Below are 22,404 nucleotides of genomic sequence, written 5' to 3' on the forward strand. Positions count from 1 at the left end.
CGGGAACATTCGAATTGCGGGTGGCGACGATACCGCCTAGGCCGGACGAAAGCATCTTGATCAGGCGTCAGACAGCCGGGCAACACCTCGGCGGGTCAGGGTAAAAAAGGCGCGGCAGTATAACCCGAGGTCGATTAAGGTACATCTGCCAACGACTAAGCCATGGTCGAAAGCGCCCCACGGCATGCGCACTGAATCATCCATGAAACAGATTGCTACGGCCGTCTGGAAACACAGGAATTTGAATAGTCATTTTTTGGCGCACGCACTACAGTGGCAAGCTGCCTGCATTATCGCGCACGGCGCAGGCATGTTTTGATCTGTTGCCTGAAAAGTATCACAGGTCATCTTGCCGGTACGGGACGGACCCTTAATACCCATGATGAGTCAACGAGTGACTGCCCAAACCATCCAGCGTTTGCTGTTGAAACGTTTCGCGCTCGCTACCGGCACCTACGTGCTGGGGCTGATGCTCGTATGGATGGCGTATTTTACCGGCTACTACAACGCCACTTTCTTCGGGATCTGGTGCACGAGCGTACTCGTGCTCTTCTGCCAGGCCGCGCTGAGCCTGGTATTTTTCGGCGGTTACAACCGACGTTTCAAAGACCCCAGCCTCACCGAATTCCAGGTGCTGCTGGGTCTGGCCTGGCAGACGTTTCTCATCAGCCATATGGAAGCCTCCCGCGGCACCTTTCTGGTCATTTACGTGCTGGTGCTGATGTTCGGATTGTTTCACCTGCGCCCCAGTATTTTCGCCCGCTGCGCCCTGTTTGCCCTGTTGGGGTTTGCCGGCGTCAACCTGTGGGACGCGAGTCGCGGACGGCTTGCGGATCCGGGGCTGGCGGCGATTCAAACCTGCGCGCTGTTCATCGTCTTCTCCTGGCTGTGCCTGTTCGCACGCTTCGTGCAGAACTCGCGCAACCGCATGCACCAGCGGCGGATTACCTTACAGGCGCATCAGGAAACCCTGCGCGGCATGATGCTGCAGCTTGAAGAACTGGCGTCCACCGACGAACTGACCAACCTCTGTAATCGCCGGCACTTCCTGCGCATTGCCACCCGTGAGCTCGAGCTCATGGACGGCAATTACACCGCCGGCCTGGCGCTCATTGATCTTGATCACTTCAAGCGGGTCAACGATATTCATGGCCACGCGACGGGGGACCGGGTGCTGCAGATGTTCGGCAAAACCGCCGCCGAGTGCTTACGCTCCGACGACATCCTCGCGCGCTATGGCGGTGAAGAATTCGTCTTGCTGATCCCGCGCTGTACCCGTGCACAACTGGTCGAATGTTGCGAGCGCATTCGGCTCGCCTTCACCCATGTCACGCTGCCCGAACTTCCGGAGCTGGACCTGAGTTTGTCGATCGGCATGACGGTGATCGAGCGCGGCGATCACATGGACCGTGCCCTGCAACGTGCCGACCAGTCGCTGTATCGCGCCAAGCACCAGGGCCGCAACCGTTGCCACGGCGCCTGGGATTACGCCGATGCCTGAATTGCGTGTGGGCGATCGGCACTGGTCGGTGGCGCCTGCGGCCAATTTGCTGGATGCCCTCAACGATGCCGGATTGTCCGTCCCCTACAGCTGCCGCGCTGGCAGTTGCCACGCGTGCATGGTCCGTTGCGTCAGCGGCGATCCGCTGGACGCCGCACCCGATGCACTGGATGCCGACAAGCGCGCCCAAGGCTGGCGGCTGTCGTGCCAGTGCCGGGTAACGAGCGATCTGACTGTTGAGATCTTCGATCCCCTGCGCGATGGCTTGCCGGCAACCGTCGTCAGTGCTGACTGGCTAAGCCCGTCGGTGTTGCGTCTGCGACTGAACCCCGAACGCCCGTTGCGCTACCGCGCCGGCCAGCATCTGGTGCTCTGGACAGCGAGCGGCGTGGCGCGGCCATATTCCTTGGCGAGCGTGCCGGGGGACGATCCCTTTCTGGAATTTCACATCGATTGCCAGCGTCAGGGCGCCTTTGCCGACGTCGCCCGTACACTGCAACCGGGCGATCCGATTCGCCTCGGCGAACTGCAGGGCGGCGCGCTGCAATACGACCCTGACTGGCAGGACCGGCCGTTGCTGCTGCTGGCGGCGGGCACCGGATTGGCCCCGCTCTGGGGTGTGCTGCGGGAGGCGTTGCGGCAGGGGCATCAAGGCGAAATTCGCCTGCTGCATCTGGCGCGCGAGCCTCAAGAGCATTATCTGAGTCACGCGTTGAGTGAGCTGGCGAACCAGCATTCGAACCTGCACATGGAGCTGATCAAGCAGGAAAACTTTACGACCGAGCTGAGTGCGTTACGCGTAACGTCTCGTCAGACCGTTGCGCTGGTATGCGGGTCGCCCGCCAGCGTCGAGGCGTTTTCGAAACGGCTGTTTATCGCAGGACTGCCGCGCAGCCAGTTGCTCGCGGACGTGTTTGTGGAGAAGGGCTGACGGCCTGTACGTTGAAGACATGAAAAAGCCCCGCACTCTCACGAGGCGGGGCTTTTTCGTGTTGCAGTGACGCTTAAACCATTGGGTCGCCGACGTGCAGGATCTTCATGCCGTTGGTGCCGCCGATGGTGTGGTAGCTGTCGCCCTTGGTCAGGATGACCCAGTCGCCTTGCTCGACCAGGCCGCGCTTGACCAGTTCGTCCACAGCGGACTGGCTGACCTGGCCGGGTGGCAGTGCGGCCGGGTCGAACGGAATGGTGTACACGCCACGGAACATCGCCGCGCGCGCCTGAGTGCCGCGGTGCGGCGAGAACGCGTAGATCGGCACCGAGGAGCGAATGCGCGACATGATCAGCGGGGTGTAGCCGCTCTCGGTCAACGCGATGATCGCTTTCACGCCAGGGAAGTGGTTGGCGGTGTACATGGCCGCCAGCGCAATGCTCTCGTCACAACGGGTGAACGAGTGACCGACGCGGTGGCTGGAGGTCTTGCCAGTCGGATGACGCTCGGCACCGACGCAGATACGCGCCATCGCTTCCACGGCTTCGACCGGGTACGAACCGGCGGCGCTTTCGGCAGACAGCATCACGGCGTCGGTGTAGTCGAGCACGGCGTTCGCCACGTCAGACACTTCAGCGCGGGTTGGCATCGGGCTGGAAATCATCGATTCCATCATCTGCGTGGCAACGATCACCGCCTTGTTGTGGCGACGTGCGTGCAGGATGATTTTCTTCTGGACGCCCACCAGCTCGGCGTCGCCGATTTCCACGCCCAGGTCGCCACGGGCAACCATGACCGCGTCACTGGCGCGGATCAGCGCATCGAGGGTTTCGTCGTCAGCAACGGCTTCGGCGCGTTCGATCTTCGCCACCAGCCAGGCCGTGCCGCCGGACTCGTCACGCAGCTTGCGCGCGTATTCCATGTCGGCGGCATCACGCGGGAACGACACGGCCAGGTAATCCAGGTCCATTTCGGCAGCGAGCTTGATGTCCTGCTTGTCTTTTTCAGTCAGCGCCGGCGCTGTGAGGCCGCCGCCGCGACGGTTGATGCCTTTGTGATCCGACAGCGGGCCGCCGATGGTCACGGTGCAATGCAGTGCATCGGCGGTCTGTGTATCAACGCGCATGACCACGCGTCCGTCGTCCAGCAGCAGCTCGTCGCCGACGCCGCAGTCCTTAACCAGATCGGGGTAATCGATACCGACGATGTCCTGGTTACCGTCGGTCAGAGGATGGCTGGTGGAGAAGATGAACTTGTCACCTACCTTCAGCTCGATCTTCTTGTTGACGAATTTGGCGATGCGGATTTTCGGGCCTTGAAGGTCACCCAGTAACGCAACGAACCGGCCGTTCTTGGCGGCGATGTCGCGGATCAGCTTCGCGCGAGCCTTGTGCTCGTCGGGCGTGCCGTGGGAGAAGTTCAGACGGGCAACGTCCAGACCAGCAAGAATCAGCTTCTCGATGACTTCTGGCGAATTACTGGCAGGGCCCAGTGTGGCTACGATTTTGGTGCGGCGAACGGTCATGCACAAACTCCTTAAATGAAGCGCAGCGAGAGGCTACTACTGTATTGCTCTGTAGTCATTGTTCCTTTGCACTACCTGACCCCCTGATCGCTGGGCAATCGGCAGGCCGGCGGCACTCAAATCGGCCTTGAAGAAATCCCGGAATACGCCGATACAAGGGCTGAGCACAGGAGACTCTCATGCGAATCGTGATGATATTAGTGGCGCTGCTTGCCTTGGGTGGCTGCACCCGCTGGGCAATGAACAGCCATTTGAACAACGCCAACCGCGCCTACGCCCAAGGCGACTGCGACGCGGTGATGTACAACCTGTCGAAAGTCGACCGAGAAAGCCGTTCGCGTCGTTACGTACAGCCCGAAGTGTCGATGTTGCGTGGCCAGTGCCTGGAACGCCAGAAGTTCTACATGGATGCGGTGCAGACCTACCAGTACATCATCACTCAGTTCCCGGAAAGCGAGTACGCGTTCCGCGCCAAGGCTCGTCTGGACACGCTGCATCAGCTGGGCCATGACAACCTGGCGCCGCCCGCCACCCCGCGTGCTGCTTCACGCTAGTTACACCCGAGTGGATATACGGTCACGTTTCCGGGTGGATATCGGGAAAACCTGAGCTAGGCTGCAATGAGTAGGGACCTAAGTGTTTTGACGAAGGTGACAGCGCCACTGATCCGAAAGCGGGGCGATAGGTGTGGTTAGCGCAAATCGGCCGCTCGTATCAGTGACTTTTGCCAGTGCCGGATGAGTCAGATGTCGTCATCGGTTTTTCCGCTGATGGATTCTGGCGACACGGGTCTGGCAGTTCCGTGCAACCGAATCCCAAAGCACTAGCGCGGCCATGCTCAATGGTCATCTCAGGGCGAGTGTCCGAATGCTTAATGAAAGACGAATAGAACGTCACCAACTGCCTTACTACCTGCAAGTGTTCAACCGGTACACCGATAAACCGTTGGGTTGCCTGGGTAACGTGTCTGAACAAGGCCTGATGCTGATCAGCGATCTGCCCATTCTGGTGGCGGCCGATTTTCAGCTGCGCCTGAAAGTGCCCGACGGGAAGAATGGCCTGTACAACATTGATATCGACGCCAGCTGCCTGTGGTGTCAGGAAGACGAAACCCCGCGCGTGTTCGATTCCGGCTTCCGGCTTCAAGCGGCGCCGGCGGAATACTTTGTCCTCATTCAGGCTTTGCAGCACTACTTCAGTTTCTATCCGTTGGAAGCGTCCGCCTGAAGGCAGGCACCCTACAAGGCCCCGGCCTTTTTCCAGCTCATGTATCGGCTGACCAACTCCGGGCCCAGCTCACTGGGGCGCACATCCAGCACCGGGATGCCATGGGCGACCAAACGCTCATGCAGCCCGCTCCGGGCGTTCAGCAGGTCGACCGTACCGCAATAATCCACGGCCTGTTGCCAGGTCTGCACCGGCGTTTGGCGCAGATCGTCGAGCACAACTTCGCGCAAACTGGCTATCAGCACGCGATGATGGCGACTCAGTTGTTTGACCGCTTCCAGTAACTGCTCGTCATCCTCGTCCCGCAGATTAGTCACCAAGACCACCAACGCCCGGCGTTTCTGCCGCGCAAGGATGTTTCGCATCGCTACCGCGTAATCCGCAGGTCGCTGGGTCGCGTTGACGTTGTAGAGGTGATTCAACAGCACGTTCAACTGGCCCGCGCCTTTGACGGGTGTCAAATGACGGTCCTGTTCGCCCGCAAAGGTTGAAAGCCCGACTGCGTCGCCCTGACGCAAGGCCACATAGCTCAGCAGCAGGCAGGCGTTGAGCCCGTGGTCGAAGTGCGTCAGATCGCCGTCCTGGCTGCGCATGCGTCGGCCACAGTCGAGCATGAACAGGATTTGCTGATCGCGCTCATCCTGATATTCCCGTGCAATGGGCGCGCGATGCCTGGCCGTGGCCTTCCAGTCGATCTGACGCAGGCTGTCGCCTTCACGAAATTCACGCAGCTGGTGAAATTCCCGGCCCAGCCCCCGGCGCGGCTGTTGGCGAATGCCGATCTGCCTGAGCCAGTTCTCGACGCCCAGCAGCTGTCCGTCGTGCAACCGGGCGAAATCCGGGTACACCCGGACGGTGTCATGGTTGGGTACATGCCGCCGGGATGACCAAAGGCGCAACGGGCTGCGCATGAGGATCTCGGTCTGTTCGAAGGTGAAATCCCCGCGACTGGCCGGCCGCAGCCGGTAAGTCAGCTGCGTCGTGCGCTGTGGGCGCAGCGCGACGTTCTGGGGCAGATGTTCGGTTTCGTAGCGGGCGTCCGGCTCGGTAGGGCCATGATCAAAGAGGGTCATGTGCAGTGCGCGGGGGAATCGTGTTCCAGCTCGACCTGCACCTCGCTCCAGCGCCCCATTCCCAGACTGCCGGCCAAGCGCCGCTTGACCCGAGGGGAGGGCAGACGCCACAGCCATGCCGCATCCAACGCAGCGACGGCAGTCATCACCCCTAGCAGGGTCCAGAAACCCCCGTCCAGTCGGGCAACCGGACCGCGCCCCAATGCCTGCAGAATGCCGAGCAGCACCGACACGCCCAGCAGAACGGCCAGCCACCAGAGCATCCGTGTCGACGGCTTGAGCAGTTGCTTCATCGACGCGGCGCCGCCACCTGATCCAGCATTTGCTTGAGCACTTGATCCACCGACAAGCCTTCGATGTCCAGCTCCGGCGCAAGCCTCACCCGATGACGCAGCACTGCCAGGGCGCAGCCTTTGACGTCGTCAGGTACGACGAACTCGCCGCCGCGCAACAGCGCCCGCGCGCGGGCTCCCCGAATCAGTGCGATAGACGCACGCGGCCCCGCGCCGAGTGTCAGGCCCGGCCACGTGCGAGTGGCGCGAGCAAGCCGCACGGCATAATCGAGGACCTGTTCATCCACCGGCAGATCGCCGGCGATGCGTTGCAGCGCGAGCACATCCTTTGCCTGCATCAAGGTGCGCAAGGGCTGGACGTCGAGCATGTCAGAGCGGGTCGAACGCGTGACCTGACGGACCATCTCCAGCTCCTGATCGGCCTGGGGATAATCCATACGCACTTTGAGCATGAAGCGGTCGAGCTCGGCTTCGGGCAATGGATAAGTGCCTTCCTGTTCAATCGGGTTCTGCGTCGCCAGCACCATGAACGGTTGCGGCACCGGTAACGCACGGCCCTCCAGGGTGACCTGACGTTCCTGCATCGCCTCAAGCAGCGCGGCCTGGGTTTTGGCCGGTGCGCGGTTGATCTCGTCCGCGAGCAGCAGATGCGTAAACAACGGCCCTTTGCGCAGTTTGAACTGCTCGCTCTGCATGTCGTACACGGCATGGCCGGTGACGTCGCTGGGCATCAGGTCAGGGGTGAACTGAATCCGCGCGAACTCGCCGCCGAAACACCGGGCCAGCGCCCGCACCAACAGCGTCTTGCCAAGCCCGGGCACACCTTCGAGCAGGACATGCCCACCGCCGATCAGTGCGGTCAGTACATCATCGATCACGGTGTCCTGACCGATGACCGCTTTTTGCAGCTCGTGCCGCACTGCCTGTGCCAGATGAATCGCGCGCTGGCGCTGCTGCGCCGGATGGCTGCCCGAGCCGGTGGCCGGTTCGGTGTGCGTGGGGTCCACAGCCGCGGTTTCAGGAGTGGGGAGGTGATGGGACGCGTGACTTGGCTCGGTCGGTTGATCGCTCATAAGGCATTCCTGATGGTTTGCAGGTACGCAACCTGACGGGTGAATTCGCTGCTGGACAGGCGCTGCTCCGGCCGCGGGCGCAATGCCTGACCGATGCTGCTGGTGGACTGACGCGTCATGCGCGCCAGCGTTTGCCATTGTTCGGTGACGGCCAGGGTTTCGAAGCCGGGGTGGCGCTGCCGGGCGCGGCGCAGGATGTCCTGTTGCAAGGCGCGCAACGCGGCATGCTGACCTTCTCGGCGGAGCATGAAGTCGGCGTTTGCGCGCAGGTGTTCGCTGAGCTGACGGCGACCGCGCGGCGGGATGGGCAACATCGGGCCGTGGCGCATGCCTGCGTGCCACAGCGTTGCAACGAGGCACAGTGCCAAGGCGAGCAGCGCCTGGGGAAAGTATTTCCAGAGCAGCCCAAACAGGTTGTCGTGTTCAGTGCGCAGCACCATCGTGACAGTGCTGTCCTGGCTCAGGTACCAGAGCAGCCAGGCATTGTCGTACTCACCGATGGCTTGAGTTTTCCAAAGATCGGCGTCGGTGACGACAGTGATCAATCCGGAGCCGTACACCATTTGCAGCAGGTGCGTGGCGTCAGCGCTGTTGGCCCATGACTGTGCATGATCCTCCGGGTCATCGAGATGGAAGGCCGGGTCGAAGCTCATGTAGGCCGGATCGTTTTCGTTTTGCACAAACAGCCGGGTCAACTCGGGCCACGGCGTTTCCGGGCCTTGAATGTCCGGCGTGCTCAACGGGATGACCGGCTTGAGCTGTTCGCGCTGTCGTTCGCGGTCCTGCTCTTGCAGATCCTGGGTGAGAAATTGATGAATCTGCAATTGATCCAGCAACAGGTCGCCACTGCTCCCCTTGGCGGGGTCCCACAACTGTTCGGCAACAAACAGAAGGCGGCCGCCTGATCGGGTCCAGGCCAGCAAGCGCTTGACCTCGGACGGCGTCATCCTTTCGCGGAAATCCAGCAGCATCAGCGTTTGCGGCTGGTCACGGGGGTCAGGGAGCGTGGTGAGCGTTTCAACGGTCTTCACCTGAATGTTTCGTTGACGCATGAACGTTTGCGCGGCGAGGTAAGGATTGGCCAGCGCTTCAGGCGAAGGTCCCTGGTCCACGGTGTCCTCATAACGTTCGAGCCGCTTCAGCACAGGCACACTGGCGATGACGATGCTTGCCAGCATCAGCGCAACGACCAGCCCGATGATCCAGCGTCGGCTCATGTGCGTGCTTCCTGCGCGAACAACTTCCGCCAGCCTGAACACAGCGCCTGTCGTGCATGATCCGGCGGCACCTGATGCCCGTACGCGAGATTTTGCCAGTGGCGCGTCAGTTCATGACTGAAGTCATCGAGGGATGGCTGCTTGAGCTCGGCAATGCGTGCCAGTATCTGGCCCTCGGTGTCCGCGCTTTTCAGCGGCAACTGGTAATCCGTCAACAGTCGGCTCAGCAGTGCGCGGTAAAGCAGACTCAAAGCTTCTCGGGGTGACTGCTGCCACAGCCTCTCCGCTGCACCCGCGACATCCGTTGGCAGCGTTTCAGCGCGAACTTGCAAGCCGAAGAGTTGGTGGGGGATGTCTCGGGGGCAATTGCCTTGCGGGGGCTTTTATCCACGAAGGTGGCGAACCAGGCCCGATAGCGCCAGATTACCCACGCGACCGTGAGGCCGAGCAGGGTCCATAACGTTGCGCCAAACACCGTCGACAGGGTTTTGCCCAGGTTGAGCGCGCCAACGACCAGTCGCGCCAGCCAATTTGGTGTCTCGGTTGACCTGGCATCATGGCTGGCATCGTGTTTAGGTTGGGCGATGCGCCACCCTGAGACCGGTTTGGGATTTTTGAACGGGGGTTGCTCAAGCACTGAATGGATGGAGTTTTGTGACGCCTGGCTGGTCAGCGGCTGATTGAGCAGGCGAGGTGAGTCGGGCGGTGCCACGTCCTCGTCAGTCTGCGGGTTGTCCAGCGGCGGCAGCGGGCAGCTATTGCCCGACTCGCTGGGTATTTCGTCCGCCATTGACGGGGCTGCCATCAACGGGTTTGCCGCCGACTCTGCCATAGCGGAAGACGGCAACAGCGTCAGCGCAAGTACGCCGCCGAATAACAACGCCACTGCACTGCCCAGAACACGCTCGCGCAGCTTGCGGAAACGTAGTTCGATGTCCCACGCCTCCAGTGCAGTTCGACGATTGAGGTAGAGCGAAAACCCGCAGGACACGTAAACCGGTCCCCACACGATCAACACCAGCGCATAAAACCCGTTGGTCAGATGCTCAAGCCAGTTCCACTCACCTTCAATGTCCAGCAAGCTGCGCCACGACCAGTCGGCTTCGATCTGCGGCGGAATCATGGCGTAGAACAACACCATCAGGCCGATCCAGAAGGTCATTTCAAGGGTGCTGCCCAGTGCGGTCAGCAGACGCGCCGCCCGGGAATCCTTCTGGCCAAGTACGGCAATGCGCTGCGCCCGCGGTAACCCGTCAAGTCCCTCCAGTTGCTGCACCGGCTGGTAGAAGCTGCGGCTGAGGCTCAGACGCCGCCAGCTCAGGGTCGCGATCATCTGCGGTTTGAGTGCGGACGGAAAACTTTTCAGCGCCTGCTTGAGCGAAGGTGTCGAGCCGAACAGAGCCTGGGACAGAATCAACAGCGGCAGCCGTTCGTATGCCGGTTTCAGCCACCAGAACACCAGAACTGACACCGACGGGTAATCCCACAGCAGCAGGGTCAGGAGCGCGAAGACTGGCAAGGTAACGATGGCCCAGCTGGTCATCAGCAAGGCGCGGTGCCGTTGCGCCAGAAGGACGCCCAGATCGATGGCTTCCCAGGGCGTACGTGGGCGTATCGCTACGCTGGCGTCAGTCAGGCGCATGGGGCGTGCGTCCGGCAAGCGTCAGGTAGGCCCCGACCAACAGCCATAAAGAAGCGCCCACCCCATATTTGGCCGTCGCTGGCGGCCAGCTCATCGACGACCAGTACGCTTCAATGAATGCGGCGATGAGCAGGAACATCGCGACCCCGCCAATCAGTCGTACGCTGATTTGGGCAGCCTGGCGAAGCGCCTCGCCTCGGCGCAGGCGGCCGGGAGCGACCAGCGCCCATCCGAGTTTTAGCCCCGCCGCACCCGCCAGCGTGATGCCGGTCAGCTCGAAGGCGCTGTGCCCGACCACGAACGGCCAGAAGGTTGCGCCCATGCCAGCATCGGTGAGATGGCCCGCAACCGCGCCAATCATCAGCCCGTTGAAGAACAGAAAGAACAGACTGCCGACGCCGAAGAACAGGCCACTGGCGAAGGTCTGGAAAGCGATGCCGATATTGTGCATGACGTAGTAACCGAACATCAGCCAGTCAGTGCTGGATGCGCGCTCGGCCGTTTGCCCGATGCGCCGTGCGGCGGGCTCGTACATGGCGTGCATCTCGGCGACATCGGCGGGGCTGACGACGCTGTAGATCAGATCCGGATAGCCGTAAACCAACAGCGCCATGAACGTCAGGCTGCCAAAAAACAGCAGGCCGGCGAGGGCGACCCATCGCCATTGAGCACGCACCAGCCGCGGAAAGTCCGCCAGCACAAAACTCAGCAACTGCGCAGTGAATTGACTTCGGTGGCGATACAACTGCTGGTGGCCGCGCATCGCAAGCTGTTGCAGGTGCTCGACCAGATGACTGGCGTAGCCACGGTCAATCGCCAACGAAAGGTGTTGGCAGATCTGACGGTATTCCCGGCTGAAGCCGGCACCGGATTCACTTTTACGGCGACTCCCTTCCAGCACCTCAAGGCGTGTTGCAAAGCGCTGCCAGTCTTCTGCATGGCGTTGTTCGAACAGGCTCTGCTTCATGGCGAGCCGGCCAGGCTGCGCGCAATGCCATTCAATTGCTGGACGGGATAGTGAGGATCTTGCGAGGTAGATAATTGCAACGGCTGCGTGACGATGGCAGCAAGCTCTTGAGCCCTCGCCGAGGAAAGTGTGCCTTGCCGCTCGGCAAAGGCTTGTATGGCGCGCTGTTCCTCCAATAAGAGGGGCAGCGGCGGACTCATCGCTGTGGCTTCAGCCAGCGGCGGCCGTTGAGGGGGTAAATCGCGATAGATCACCAACGTGCCGGCCGCGAGATCCCCAAGGCGTTTGAACAGCGGGTGCTGCAGGCAGGTGAACGCGCCAACGCAGTAGCCGAAGGGCAGCATGTCTACGAAGCGCAGCAAGTTGCGCAGCACTGACGCCGACCAGCCGATTGGCGTGCCGTCATCGTGAATAACCCGCAGCCCCATGATCTGCTTCCCCGGCGTGCGTCCCTGATGCAGCACCTCGAAAAGCACCATATAGCCCCAGGTCCTGAGAAACAGCGCGAGCATGAACAGCCCGGTGCCGAAGTCGCCCAACGCTCCCAGCACGAAAAACAGCGCACCCAGGAGTGCGCCGCGAATCATCAGGTCGATGCCGAAAGCAATTGACCGGGACAGCAACCCGGCGGGGCGCAGGATAAGGTCTATGCCCTCAGGCGTTTCCATGCGAACACGAGTGTCCAGCAGGGCAAGCGGTGCAGCAATTCCTGGCTCTGCATGGGAAAGGGACATAAAGAAAGGCGCGCCGGTGAAAGAGGTTTGATGCTAGCCACGCCGGAGCGGCTAAGCAACAGGATGATTCTGGTCGAAGTGTGGGAATAGTCCTGTTACAACTTGCTGGCCACAGACAGCCGCCACTTTCGCACAAACTGTGTCGCAGTATCCCAGGCCGTAGGGTTTATTGACTGGCGTCAGACGCGGAGGGGCGTCTGTTAAACTCGTCCGGTCTTTTGTTCAGGATCAGCCCGTGACTTCCAGCATCTTCTGGTACGACTACGAAACCACCGGGATCAATCCACGCAACGACCGGCCGCTGCAAGTGGCGGGCATTCGTACGGACGATCAACTCAACGAGATCGGTGAACCGATCAACCTCTATTGTCAGCCCAGCGATGACATCCTGCCCCACCCTGCGGCGTGCCTGGTGACCGGCATTACGCCTGACCGGCTCGCGGAAAAAGGCTTGTGTGAAGCAGACTTCATGACCCGGCTGCACGCGGAGATGTCTCTGCCGGGCACGTGCAGCGCGGGTTACAACACGTTGCGTTTTGACGATGAGATGACCCGCTACAGTCTTTATCGCAACTTCTTCGATCCCTATGCACGGGAATGGCAGGGCGGCAACAGCCGCTGGGATTTGATCGATGTGGTGCGCACGGCTTATGCGTTACGCCCCGAGGGTATTGTCTGGCCGGAAGAAGAGGGCCGGGTCACCCTGAAACTCGAGCGGCTGACGGCGGCCAACGGGATAGACCATGGCCATGCCCACGACGCGCTCTCCGATGTCCGTGCAACCATCGCGCTGGCGCGTCTGGTCCGCGATAAACAACCCAAACTTTACGATTATCTTTTCGGCTTGCGCTTCAAACACAAGGTCCAGGATCAGATTCGGTTGATGCAGCCGCTGGTGCATATATCGGGTCGATTTTCCGCGGCACGAAGTTATGTGAGCGTCGTACTCCCGCTGGCTTGGCATCCGGTTAACCGAAATGCATTGATTGTCTGTGACCTGTTCCATGACCACAGCCCGTTGCTGGAGGAAGACGGAGAGACCTTGCGTCAGCGTCTGTATACCCGCCGCGAAGATCTGCTCGAAGGCCAGTTACCGGTTCCGCTCAAATTGTTGCATGTTAATAAATGCCCCGTCATTGCCCCGCTGAGCGTGCTTCGCGAGGAGGACCGTCAGCGTCTGCAACTGGACATGAGTGTTTATAAAACGCGCGTGGCCGCTTTGAATGAAGGGCAGGCGATCTGGCAGGACAAGTTGAAGAGCGTGTATGCCAACGACAACTTCGCTGCCAGTGAGGATCCGGAACAGCAGTTGTACGATGGCTTCATCAATGATCGGGATCGTCGTCTCTGCGAGCAGGTGCGAATTGCCGAGCCCCAGCAACTGGCTACCGATGGCTGGCCGTTCGATGATCCCCGATTGCCTGAATTGTTATTCCGGTACCGCGCCCGCAACTTCGCCGAAACCCTCAATGTTGCCGAGCAACAGCGCTGGTTGGCGTTTTGTCAGTTGCGCCTGAGCGATCCTCAGGCCGGCGCGCCCAATACGTTCAAGGCATTCAGCCGTGCGCTGATCGAACTCTCGCTGAGGGCCACCCCCGAGCAACTCAAAGTACTCGCCCAGTGGCAGGAATACTCTCTGGCGTTGAAACAGCGCCTGGGGCTTTAAGCGAAGAGGAGTAAACGGCAGGCAATAAAAAACGCCAGCATAAGCTGGCGTTTTCTTGGGTCGAACATCTCTGCGCGACGGCTGACTCTACACCCGGTAATTAACCCAGCAGAGTTGCCCAGCCTTCAACCTCGTCGCCACCCCACTTGGCTTTCCACTCTTTCAGCGTCTTGTGGTTGCCGCCTTTGGTCTCGATGATTTCACCGTTGTGCGGGTTCTTGTATTGCTTGACCTTGCGAGCGCGTTTGGTGCCAACCGGCTTTACAGCAGCGCCACGTGGAGCCTTCATTTTCGAATCGGGATCCAGCAGGGCGATGATGTCGCGCAGGGATTTCTGATACTCGCCCATCAACGTGCGCAGTTTGCCTTCGAACTCAAGTTCTTTCTGCAGTTTGTCGTCTTGTTGCAGATTTTGCAGGCGTGCTTGCAATTCTTTGATGGCTTCTTCTGTTGCGCGGTATTCGTTGATCAGTGACATGGGGGGTACCTATGTTGTGATGGGCATGATGCGATGGCGCATAATAATCAGAGTGTTTGCGCAAGTAAACATTTAAGAAAAGTTTTGTCCGTAGCATTTTGAAATAGCCGCAGACTTATCCTCGATTCAGATACACATGTCGCGTTATACAACGCCAATGACCTTACCGTTTTTAGTGAAGTGTCTGGCGTCGAGTTTCTGCCGCCGATGGCCCTGTAGGGTACTTAAGCATTGACCTCGGCAGGGTGCGCTTTTTTGCCGCCTGAAATGAGTGTCATACAGGTACTGCACAGTCCATCGCTAATCGCTAGAATGGCGGCCTTTGCGAAGTTCTGGAGTTTTTCACATGCGCACTTTTCGTCTGGTGATTGCTTGCCCGGACCGTGTCGGTATCGTTGCCAAGGTCAGTAACTTTCTGGCATCACACAACGGCTGGATTACTGAAGCGAGCCATCACTCTGACAACCTCAGCGGCTGGTTTTTCATGCGCCATGAAATCCGCGCCGATTCTCTGCCTTTCGACCTCGAAGGCTTTCGCCAAGCCTTCGCACCCATCGCCGAAGAGTTTTCGATGGACTGGCGGATTACCGACTCTGCGCAGAAAAAACGCGTCGTGCTCATGGCAAGCCGGGAGTCCCATTGCCTGGCCGACCTGTTGCACCGCTGGCACAGCGATGAACTGCACTGTGAAATCGCCTGCGTGATTTCCAACCACCAGGACCTGCGCAGCATGGTCGAGTGGCACAACATTCCGTATTACCACGTGCCGGTTGATCCAAAAGACAAAGAGCCGGCGTTCGCCGAAGTCTCGCGTCTGGTCAAACAACATGAAGCCGACGTTGTTGTGCTGGCGCGTTACATGCAGATCCTGCCACCGCAACTGTGCCGGGAATACGCGCACCAGGTCATCAACATTCACCACAGCTTCCTTCCTTCGTTTGTCGGCGCCAAGCCGTATCACCAGGCGTCGCTGCGGGGCGTGAAACTGATCGGCGCTACTTGCCACTACGTCACCGAAGAACTGGACGCCGGTCCTATCATCGAGCAGGACGTGGTGCGCGTCAGCCATCGCGACAGCATTGAAAACATGGTGCGTTTCGGTCGCGACGTGGAAAAGATGGTGCTTGCTCGCGGCCTGCGCGCGCACCTGGAAGACCGCGTGCTGGTGCATGACAACAAGACAGTGGTCTTTGATTAAGAAGTGATCAGCCGGTTTTAATGTGCCGCTGAAGTTTCAGCGGCCCACTTCAACATGATTGTTTGCGAGCAATCAGGCTTCTATGGCGAGACAGGCAGAACAACATGACCGACCCCCTCGACAGAGCCACTTCCAAAGCCCCGCCGACCCTTGGCGAGGGATGCGTGAGCCGTTATGACGTCGACGCAATGTCGCCGGAGGACGGAACGGACTTCGAGGGGGCCGAAGCATTATGGAAAGAGCTGACATCCGCCAGACCGGAAGACGAATCAGACGGTCTTGATCCGCAGTAACTTGTTCAACAGGGGGCGCCCGACCATCAACAGAAACACCGGACCGCCTGCGACCAGATAGAAATAGTAGGTGACGATCCGCCAGATAAGGATCGCCGCCGCGGCCGTCGACTTGCCCACCATCGGCGCCAACAAGGCCGCCGACGTCAGCTCCGCCGCCCCGGCACCGCCCGGCGACAGGCTGAACTGCCCAGCGCTCAACGACAGCATCTGCACCAGGAACGTCCACGCCCAGTCGATGTTCACGCCCAGCCCTTGCAGCGCCAGATACAGCACGCTGTAACGCAAACTCCAGTGCACGCAGGTCAATGCAAACACCTGCAGCAGGATGCGATGGGGCATCTTCCAGGTTTCAGCCAGGGCGTCGCGAAAGTGCAGCAGCTTGCGCGCCCAGCGAATACGCGTGGTGTTCTTGCGTTTCAGGCGCTTGAGCACCCGGCCGTTGAACAGAATGATGCGTCGGTGGTACCGCGCGAAACCCGCGCACGCACACAGCCCGGCACCGATCAGCAGGGCGCTGGCAATGAGCATCCATTCCAGGTTTTCGCTGAGCCGGTGGAACACTGCGTAAATCAGGATGCCGATCAGCGCGAGCAGGAAAAACACCAGATCCATCAGCTGGTCAGTGGCGAAGGCCGCTGTGCTTTTCGCCGGGCCGATGCCACTGCGCGAGAGCAGTGCAACGAGGGTCAACGGGGCGCCACTGCCCCCGGGCGTCGCGCAGTAGGCGAACTCCGTGGCCATCACCACCGCGAGGCTTTTGCGCATGCCGAGCCCGCTGGCCGCGTCGCCAAGCAGCAGGCGCAGGCGCATCGTGTTCATGCACCAGCCCACCAGCACCATGACAAACATGCCGATCAGGAGCATCACCGGGAAGTTACGCAGGCGATGAAACATGTCTGCGCCGCCCATAAAGAACGGAATCAGCAGGGCGAGTATCAGCGCTGCGGCGAGCCAGCCAAGTCGCCTCACGCCGCGGACCTTGCGGCATTCAGTCCCTGTAACCAGGCAAATTTGCTCGTCGGCGTACGGCCGTCGCTGAGCAAGCGCTCAAGGGCTTGCAGCCAGTAACGACGGGAAAAATTGTGGCGCATGTCTACGGGGTGCAGACCCAGACGAATAGTTGCGGCGTTGTGCAATTGAGCCTCACGGTGGTTGCTGACGATCTTCGATACGCCCCGGCGCCAGGCGCTGCGAGCGCTCCAGACGATGCCGGGTGCATCGATCTCGGAAAAGTCCGGCAGAAGATACAAGTGTTGGGCATCACTTGTGTAGTCCAACGGCAATTTTCGAAGGGCATCACGTGTGCCTTTGCTCATCAGCCAGGCCGGCGCAACGAATCCGTGCAACGGCCAGTCGTTGCGCCGGAACACTTCCATGCCGGCTTCCAGTCGCTGCATCGCCTGCTGCTCGTTGAGGGTGTAGAACTCGCCTTCCCAGGTGTAGATGCGCCGCATGAAAAAGTCCTGCGGCGTGCGCGGCGCGGGGCTGTCGTCGCAATGGTAATAACCGTGCAGCGCCAGTTCATCGCCACGTGCAAGACGGTCGTGCATCACCCGCTGGAAGTCCGGGTTGGCGTCGATGGAGTTCTGCTTGTGAAAGTCCGGTACCACTAGCCAGGTAATGGGCACATTTCCCAGTGCATCGACGGCTTCTACAAACGGACGATAATCCGGCCAGGTTTGGGGCGCCACGTCATGGAGCACCAGCATCAGGCTGCGCTGGGTGATTGCAGGCATGTCACCCATGGGCATAGACCGGCTGATGGGCGCCGAGGACTGCCTGATAATGCCCGAGTAAACCGGTGACCACGGTGTCCCACGCGTAGTGCGTCTCCACATGACGCCGCGCTTGTGCGCCTCGGCGTGCCGGGTTCTCTGCAAACAGTTGGCGCACCGCTGACGCCATGGCCAGCGGATGATTGGGTTCGCACAACAGGCCGCAATGCGCGGGGATGATTTCGCGGAACGCCCCGGCATCTACTGCGACCACTGGAATTCCGCTGGCCATGGCTTCGATCACCACCAGGCCGAAGGTTTCCTGATCCCCGGCATGCACCAGCGCATCAGCACTCGCCAGCAGCCGCGCGACTTCGGCGGTCGGGCGGAATTTATCCACAACCGTCACATTCGCTGGCACGCCGGTCGGCATATGAGAGCCCACTAGCACCAAGTGGTAATTCGCACCCAGCGCTTTCATGCAGTCCAGCAGAACCGTCAGGTTTTTTCTTTTGAACCTCGTCCGGCGAAGATAAGCAGGTGTGTTTCTTCCGACAGGCCCAACTCGGCCTTGAGACCGGGGTCTCGCCGCGAAGGATGAAACGTCTGTAGATCAACCCCCAACGGCTGCACATGCACATTCATCACACCCAGACGGATCAGCTTGTCGGCCATTGCCGCGCTCGGCGCGAGCACCCGGTCGAAGTTGCCGTAGAGCTTGCTCACGTAATTCTCGGCGTTGGCGCCCAGCCAGGTGCCGATGCGGTTTCGCACCAGCAGCGGCAGGTCGGAGTGGTAGAAGCCAATGACCGGCACGTCCAGCTGGCGTCGGGCGTCCAGTGCCGCCCATGCGGTCAGGTAAGGGTCGCCGACTTCGATCAGGTCCGGTCGCAGGCTTCGCAGGGCCTCTCGCCAGGGACCCACGCGCAGCGGAAAGCGGTAGCCGTTGCCAAAGGGCACAGGTGGCGCCGGCACACGGTATACGCCGTCCTCATGACTGCGTTGCGGTCCGGGAATCAGCAGGCTGTGTCGCACGCCCGGGTATTGCGCGAGGCGACGGTGTTTGGCGTCCAGATACGTGCGCACGCCACCGCTGGCAGGGGCGTAGAACATGGTCATGTCAGCGATATGCACAGTAAGGCTCCGTCCGGTGGTCGGTACTTGCGGTTGACCACCCACAGATACAGATGTTCGGTTGCAGATCATCGCACCTATGACCATGGGTGGGCGCCGCAGCGCTTGCGCTAGAGTAGAGAAGTGGCCTTGGGGCTGATCTGCGGTGGTGGTCCATTCGGACCGTTGCCGCAGTGCCCTCGGGATTATCAAACGCGACGCTTGGGTGAACCGATGGCTGACTCACAACAGATTCTTATTGGCGCTGACCTGAAGGGCCAGCCGATCGGGCAGACGATGCGTCTGGCCAATCGTCACGGACTGGTGGCCGGCGCGACGGGCACCGGAAAAACCGTCACGCTGCAGCGCTTGGCGGAAGTGTTCAGCGATGCCGGCGTGGCGGTGTTCGCGGCCGACATCAAGGGCGATCTCTGCGGGCTCGGCGCTGCAGGCGAACCTCAAGGCAAGATCGCCGAGCGCATTGCCGGTATGCCCTGGCTGCGCCATACACCTCAGGGCTATCCGGTGACCCTGTGGGATGTGCACGGTGAAACGGGCCATCCGTTGCGCACGACCTTATCGGAAATGGGGCCGCTGCTGTTGGGAAGTCTGTTGGAATTGACGGACAGCCAGCAGTCGGCGCTCTACGCCGCGTTCAAGGTGGCGGATCGGGAAGGGCTGTTGTTGCTGGACATCAAGGACCTCAAGGCGCTGCTCAATCATCTGCGCGACAACCCCGAAGTACTCGGCGACGACAGCGCGCTGATGACCACGGGGTCGAGTCAGGCGCTGCTGCGTCGGCTGGCCGTCCTTGAGCAGCAGGGCGCCGAGGCCTTGTTCGGTGAGCCGGCGCTGCAACTGGAAGACATTCTGCAGCCTGCAAGCGACGGCCGCGGGCAGATTCATTTGCTGGATGCCAGCCGGCTGGTGCACGACTCGCCGAAGGTCTATGCCACCTTCCTGCTGTGGCTGCTGGCCGAGCTGTTCGAGCAATTGCCCGAGCGCGGCGATGCCGACAAACCGTTGCTGGCGCTGTTCTTCGACGAAGCGCATTTGCTGTTCGCAGATACGCCAAAGGCGCTGCAGGAGCGTCTGGAACAAGTGGTGCGGCTGATTCGCTCGAAAGGCGTCGGCGTGTATTTTGTCACCCAGTCTCCCGGGGATTTGCCGGACACGATTCTGGCCCAGCTCGGGTTGCGCATTCAGCATGGCCTGCGCGCGTTCACCAGCAAGGAGCAACGATCGTTGAAAGCCGTCGCGGATGGTTTTCGCCCCAATCCTGAGTTCGACGCGCTCTCGGTGCTGACCGAACTGGGCATCGGTGAGGCGCTGGTGGGCACGCTGCAGGACAAGGGCACGCCTGAAATGGTCCAGCGGGTGCTGGTTGCCCCGCCGCAATCGCGCATCGGGCCGTTGACCCAGGCTGAACGCGCCGCCCTGATGGCCCGGTCGCCACTGGCCGGTCGTTACGACAAACCCGTGGATCGCGAATCAGCCTACGAAATGCTGCTGGCGCGCAAAGGCGCTTCGACGGACCCCGCGCAAAAACTGCCCGCCGAGGAGAAGTCAGAAGGCGGCTTTGCCGACATGGCCGGGGGTTTCTGGGTGGATTGGCGGGGCAGGCGGTCAAGAGCGCGATGCGCCAGGCCGCGACCCAGATCGGTCGCGAGCTGGTACGGGGATTGATGGGCTCGTTGCTGGGCGGTGGTAAAAAACGCCGCTAAAACCTTCGCCCACACGCTCATCCCGATGAACACCTCGCTGATCTCGCACCCACAAAAAAGCCCATTCAATGAATGGGCTTCTTCAGATCATGCCGTGCAGTCAGGTCAGGCCAGCGCTTTGGACGCCAACCAGAACAACCCTGCCGACAGCGCCACCGTGGCGGGCAGGGTCAACACCCACGCCAGCAGAATGTTACGTACGGTGCCGCCTTGCAGGCCGCTTTTGTTCGCCACCATGGTCCCGGCCACGCCGGACGACAGGATGTGAGTGGTCGAAACCGGCAGGCTGAACACGTTGGCCAGCGCAATGGCGCTCGCGGTGGTGATCTGAGCGGACATGCCCTGCGCGTAGGTCATGCCTTGCTTGCCGATCTTCTCGCCGATGGTCAGCACCACACGTTTCCAGCCGACCATAGTGCCAATGCCCAGCGCCAGAGCAACGGCGAAGATCACCCAGAACGGCGCGTATTCAGTGGTGGCGGTCAGGTCCTTGCGCAGCTTCTCCAGATCCGATTTTTCACGGGCATCCAGCGCCGGCAGCTTGCCGACCTTGCGTGCCGTGTCGTCCAGGCACAGCAGGTAACGACGCACTTCGATGCGACGCTCCGGTGCGAGGCTGTGGTAGTCATTGACGCCCTTGAGGTTGCTCAACAGCGCATCAATGGTCGGCTCGGTCTGCTCGGGGTTGCAGCTGAAGCGCTCAGGCAAGTCGCCCGCCGCTGATTTACCCAGTGCCAGGTACTCGCCCAGCGTCGCGTTGTTGCGCTGGTAAAACTGGCTCAGGTGCTGGGTCGCGTCGCGGGTGCGTTCGATCTGGTAAGTCGTGGTGCTCAGGTCCAGCACGAACTGCGCCGGGACGATACCGATGAGCACCAGCATGATCAGACCAATGCCTTTCTGGCCATCATTGGAACCGTGCACGAAGCTCACCGCCATCGCGGAAATCACCAGAACCAGGCGATTCCAGAATGGAGGGTGTTTTTTGTCATCGAGCTTGCGGCGTTGTTCCGGGGTCTTGTGCATCTTGGAAAGCGGGCGCCAGGCTTTGAGACCCAACAGCACCAGACCTGCCACGATGAAACCGGCCAGTGGCGAAAACACCAGCGAAGCGCCGATGTCGATCGCTTTCTGCCAGTTCACGCCTTCGCCCAGCGGGATGTTGTTGATCAGCGCATTGGCCAGACCTACACCGAGAATCGAACCGATCAAGGTGTGCGAACTGGACGCGGGAATACCGAAGTACCAGGTGCCGAGGTTCCAGGTGATGGCCGCAGCCAGCAGCGAGAACACCATGGCCAGACCATGACCGGTGTTGACGTTGATCAATAACTCGACCGGCAGCAGATGGACGATGGCATATGCCACGCCGACGCCACCCAGGAGCACCCCGAGGAAATTGAACACGCCCGAGAAAAAGACTGCCAGATGGGGCGGCATGGCCTTGGTGTAAATGACTGTCGCCACCGCGTTGGCGGTGTCATGAAAGCCATTGATGAACTCGAAGGTGAGGACAAACGCCAGGGCGAGCAACAGGCTCACAATTACCCAAGCATCCAGTCCGCTGAATAGATCGATCATGGAAGGTTTTCTGACCCGGTCTTAAGGGGGCGGGATTATGACAGAAAAAACTGCGCGATAGGCGCGCGGATCATTGGTAGCAAACGGCAACCCAATTTCTGTCTCATCAGCCCGTTGACTTCCTGTCCGGAAGGACGGTGCGAAGCACCCCTGAATCAGGGTCGAATCTATTAAGCGCGGTCTTTCAAGCAATCGCGGGTTCGCCGTCGGCTGCCTGGGTCAGCGAAAGGCAAGCTACCTGCTCAAGGCTCTTCCTTGAGTTCTTCTTCCATCTTTTGCAGTTCTTGCTTGAAAGCCTGATCGAGCAGGCTCGCCCGCTTGCGCCACGGCTTGCGTTCTGGCTCGGGCTGAGCGGCGTATGTTGTGACTTCGCCGCCGTAGACTTCCTTGTAACGTTGTTCCTGGCGCTCTAATTCTGCGCGCAGTTCATCTTTGGTCACGTTAATACCTGAT

Annotated in this window: 17 protein-coding genes and 4 pseudogenes; 8 read left to right on the top strand and 13 right to left on the bottom strand. The window is 60.5% G+C overall.

Annotated elements, in window-relative coordinates; genetic code table 11:
- Nucleotides 1-394 precede the first annotated feature (394 nt).
- Nucleotides 395-1,501, top strand: a complete 1,107-nt coding sequence (locus JN403_RS09890; RefSeq protein ID WP_122535984.1) for a GGDEF domain-containing protein — start codon at nucleotides 395-397, stop codon at nucleotides 1,499-1,501.
- Nucleotides 1,494-2,432: an iron-sulfur-binding ferredoxin reductase gene (locus JN403_RS09895; RefSeq protein WP_205486855.1), complete on the top strand. Its 939-nt coding sequence runs from the start codon at nucleotides 1,494-1,496 to the stop codon at nucleotides 2,430-2,432. The genes JN403_RS09890 and JN403_RS09895 overlap by 8 nt, the downstream gene beginning before the upstream one ends.
- A gap of 73 nt (nucleotides 2,433-2,505) precedes the next feature.
- Here JN403_RS09895 and pyk read toward each other — a convergent pair whose 3' ends face one another.
- Nucleotides 2,506-3,957, bottom strand: coding sequence for a pyruvate kinase (pyk, locus tag JN403_RS09900; protein ID WP_122535986.1), 1,452 nt, complete (start codon nucleotides 3,955-3,957; stop codon nucleotides 2,506-2,508).
- Between the two features lie 179 nt (nucleotides 3,958-4,136).
- Between pyk and JN403_RS09905 the strand changes: the two genes are divergently transcribed.
- Nucleotides 4,137-4,511 carry a hypothetical protein gene (locus JN403_RS09905; RefSeq protein WP_074884629.1) on the top strand — a complete coding sequence of 125 codons (375 nt, stop codon included), beginning with the start codon at nucleotides 4,137-4,139 and terminating at the stop codon, nucleotides 4,509-4,511.
- A gap of 313 nt (nucleotides 4,512-4,824) precedes the next feature.
- Entirely contained in the window at nucleotides 4,825-5,184 is a 360-nt protein-coding gene (locus tag JN403_RS09910; protein WP_205486856.1) for a PilZ domain-containing protein, read from the top strand.
- An 11-nt stretch (nucleotides 5,185-5,195) separates the two neighbouring features.
- On the opposite strand, the pseudogene JN403_RS09915 reads toward JN403_RS09910, so the two are convergent.
- The 6 genes and pseudogenes from JN403_RS09915 to JN403_RS09940 all read right to left on the bottom strand — a co-directional run bounded on the left by JN403_RS09915 (nucleotide 5,196) and on the right by JN403_RS09940 (nucleotide 12,183).
- Nucleotides 5,196-6,550, bottom strand: a pseudogene (locus JN403_RS09915) (DUF58 domain-containing protein).
- On the bottom strand, nucleotides 6,547-7,623 hold the full coding sequence (locus JN403_RS09920) for a MoxR family ATPase (RefSeq protein WP_240356879.1): 1,077 nt from the start codon (nucleotides 7,621-7,623) through the stop codon (nucleotides 6,547-6,549). Before JN403_RS09920 ends, JN403_RS09915 begins: the two are co-directional and overlap by 4 nt.
- Entirely contained in the window at nucleotides 7,620-8,840 is a 1,221-nt protein-coding gene (locus JN403_RS09925) for a DUF4350 domain-containing protein (RefSeq protein WP_205486857.1), read from the bottom strand. The genes JN403_RS09920 and JN403_RS09925 overlap by 4 nt, the downstream gene beginning before the upstream one ends.
- Nucleotides 8,837-10,482, bottom strand: a pseudogene (locus JN403_RS09930) (DUF4129 domain-containing protein). Before JN403_RS09930 ends, JN403_RS09925 begins: the two are co-directional and overlap by 4 nt.
- A complete protein-coding gene (locus JN403_RS09935) occupies nucleotides 10,469-11,449 on the bottom strand; it encodes a stage II sporulation protein M (protein ID WP_122622433.1) in 981 nt (326 codons plus the stop codon). Before JN403_RS09935 ends, JN403_RS09930 begins: the two are co-directional and overlap by 14 nt.
- Nucleotides 11,446-12,183, bottom strand: coding sequence for an RDD family protein (locus tag JN403_RS09940; protein ID WP_205486858.1), 738 nt, complete (start codon nucleotides 12,181-12,183; stop codon nucleotides 11,446-11,448). Before JN403_RS09940 ends, JN403_RS09935 begins: the two co-directional genes overlap by 4 nt.
- A gap of 235 nt (nucleotides 12,184-12,418) precedes the next feature.
- On the opposite strand from JN403_RS09940, the gene sbcB reads away from it, so the two are divergent.
- Entirely contained in the window at nucleotides 12,419-13,849 is a 1,431-nt protein-coding gene (sbcB, locus tag JN403_RS09945; protein WP_205486859.1) for an exodeoxyribonuclease I, read from the top strand.
- Between the two features lie 100 nt (nucleotides 13,850-13,949).
- Here the strand turns inward: sbcB and mvaT are convergent, their stop codons facing one another.
- Complete coding sequence (gene mvaT / locus JN403_RS09950) at nucleotides 13,950-14,327, bottom strand: histone-like nucleoid-structuring protein MvaT (RefSeq protein WP_122535995.1); 378 nt, start codon at nucleotides 14,325-14,327, stop codon at nucleotides 13,950-13,952.
- 346 nt (nucleotides 14,328-14,673) lie between these two features.
- On the opposite strand from mvaT, the gene purU reads away from it, so the two are divergent.
- Both purU and JN403_RS09960 read left to right on the top strand, forming a co-directional pair.
- Nucleotides 14,674-15,525, top strand: a complete 852-nt coding sequence (gene purU, locus JN403_RS09955) for a formyltetrahydrofolate deformylase (RefSeq protein WP_122535996.1) — start codon at nucleotides 14,674-14,676, stop codon at nucleotides 15,523-15,525.
- Between the two features lie 104 nt (nucleotides 15,526-15,629).
- Nucleotides 15,630-15,818, top strand: coding sequence for a hypothetical protein (locus JN403_RS09960; protein ID WP_122535997.1), 189 nt, complete (start codon nucleotides 15,630-15,632; stop codon nucleotides 15,816-15,818).
- On the opposite strand, the gene JN403_RS09965 is transcribed toward JN403_RS09960, so the two are convergent.
- The 3 genes and pseudogenes from JN403_RS09965 to JN403_RS09975 all read right to left on the bottom strand — a co-directional run bounded on the left by JN403_RS09965 (nucleotide 15,795) and on the right by JN403_RS09975 (nucleotide 18,649).
- Nucleotides 15,795-16,790 carry a lysylphosphatidylglycerol synthase transmembrane domain-containing protein gene (locus tag JN403_RS09965; protein ID WP_122535998.1) on the bottom strand — a complete coding sequence of 332 codons (996 nt, stop codon included), beginning with the start codon at nucleotides 16,788-16,790 and terminating at the stop codon, nucleotides 15,795-15,797. The two genes, JN403_RS09960 and JN403_RS09965, sit on opposite strands and share 24 nt — an antisense overlap.
- Complete coding sequence (locus JN403_RS09970; protein WP_240356881.1) at nucleotides 16,787-17,566, bottom strand: polysaccharide deacetylase family protein; 780 nt, start codon at nucleotides 17,564-17,566, stop codon at nucleotides 16,787-16,789. The genes JN403_RS09965 and JN403_RS09970 overlap by 4 nt, the downstream gene beginning before the upstream one ends.
- Nucleotides 17,559-18,649 (bottom strand): annotated as a pseudogene (locus JN403_RS09975) (glycosyltransferase family 1 protein). The gene JN403_RS09970 and the pseudogene JN403_RS09975 overlap by 8 nt, the downstream one beginning before the upstream one ends.
- A gap of 234 nt (nucleotides 18,650-18,883) precedes the next feature.
- On the opposite strand from JN403_RS09975, the pseudogene JN403_RS09980 reads away from it, so the two are divergent.
- A pseudogene (locus JN403_RS09980) lies at nucleotides 18,884-20,373 on the top strand (helicase HerA-like domain-containing protein).
- Nucleotides 20,374-20,478: 105 nt separating this feature from the next.
- Here JN403_RS09980 and JN403_RS09985 read toward each other — a convergent pair.
- Nucleotides 20,479-21,951: an inorganic phosphate transporter gene (locus JN403_RS09985; RefSeq protein ID WP_065992277.1), complete on the bottom strand. Its 1,473-nt coding sequence runs from the start codon at nucleotides 21,949-21,951 to the stop codon at nucleotides 20,479-20,481.
- Nucleotides 21,952-22,193: 242 nt separating this feature from the next.
- Nucleotides 22,194-22,391, bottom strand: a complete 198-nt coding sequence (locus tag JN403_RS09990; protein WP_037014498.1) for a hypothetical protein — start codon at nucleotides 22,389-22,391, stop codon at nucleotides 22,194-22,196.
- Nucleotides 22,392-22,404 lie beyond the last annotated feature (13 nt).

Origin of the sequence: Pseudomonas sp. 15A4 (assembly GCF_016925575.1) — a bacterium.
Lineage (GTDB): Bacteria > Pseudomonadota > Gammaproteobacteria > Pseudomonadales > Pseudomonadaceae > Aquipseudomonas.

What these genes read in the sequence shown, in the direction of transcription:
- mvaT (WP_122535995.1), bottom strand. Translation starts at nt 14,327, where the DNA reads ATGTCACTGATCAACGAATACCGCGCAACAGAAGAAGCCATCAAAGAA.
- JN403_RS09935 (WP_122622433.1), bottom strand. Translation starts at nt 11,449, where the DNA reads ATGAAGCAGAGCCTGTTCGAACAACGCCATGCAGAAGACTGGCAGCGC.
- JN403_RS09970 (WP_240356881.1), bottom strand. Translation starts at nt 17,566, where the DNA reads ATGGGTGACATGCCTGCAATCACCCAGCGCAGCCTGATGCTGGTGCTC.
- JN403_RS09960 (WP_122535997.1), top strand. Translation starts at nt 15,630, where the DNA reads ATGACCGACCCCCTCGACAGAGCCACTTCCAAAGCCCCGCCGACCCTT.
- purU (WP_122535996.1), top strand. Translation starts at nt 14,674, where the DNA reads ATGCGCACTTTTCGTCTGGTGATTGCTTGCCCGGACCGTGTCGGTATC.
- JN403_RS09905 (WP_074884629.1), top strand. Translation starts at nt 4,137, where the DNA reads ATGCGAATCGTGATGATATTAGTGGCGCTGCTTGCCTTGGGTGGCTGC.
- JN403_RS09925 (WP_205486857.1), bottom strand. Translation starts at nt 8,840, where the DNA reads ATGAGCCGACGCTGGATCATCGGGCTGGTCGTTGCGCTGATGCTGGCA.
- JN403_RS09920 (WP_240356879.1), bottom strand. Translation starts at nt 7,623, where the DNA reads ATGAGCGATCAACCGACCGAGCCAAGTCACGCGTCCCATCACCTCCCC.
- JN403_RS09910 (WP_205486856.1), top strand. Translation starts at nt 4,825, where the DNA reads ATGCTTAATGAAAGACGAATAGAACGTCACCAACTGCCTTACTACCTG.
- JN403_RS09940 (WP_205486858.1), bottom strand. Translation starts at nt 12,183, where the DNA reads ATGTCCCTTTCCCATGCAGAGCCAGGAATTGCTGCACCGCTTGCCCTG.
- pyk (WP_122535986.1), bottom strand. Translation starts at nt 3,957, where the DNA reads ATGACCGTTCGCCGCACCAAAATCGTAGCCACACTGGGCCCTGCCAGT.
- JN403_RS09895 (WP_205486855.1), top strand. Translation starts at nt 1,494, where the DNA reads ATGCCTGAATTGCGTGTGGGCGATCGGCACTGGTCGGTGGCGCCTGCG.
- JN403_RS09985 (WP_065992277.1), bottom strand. Translation starts at nt 21,951, where the DNA reads ATGATCGATCTATTCAGCGGACTGGATGCTTGGGTAATTGTGAGCCTG.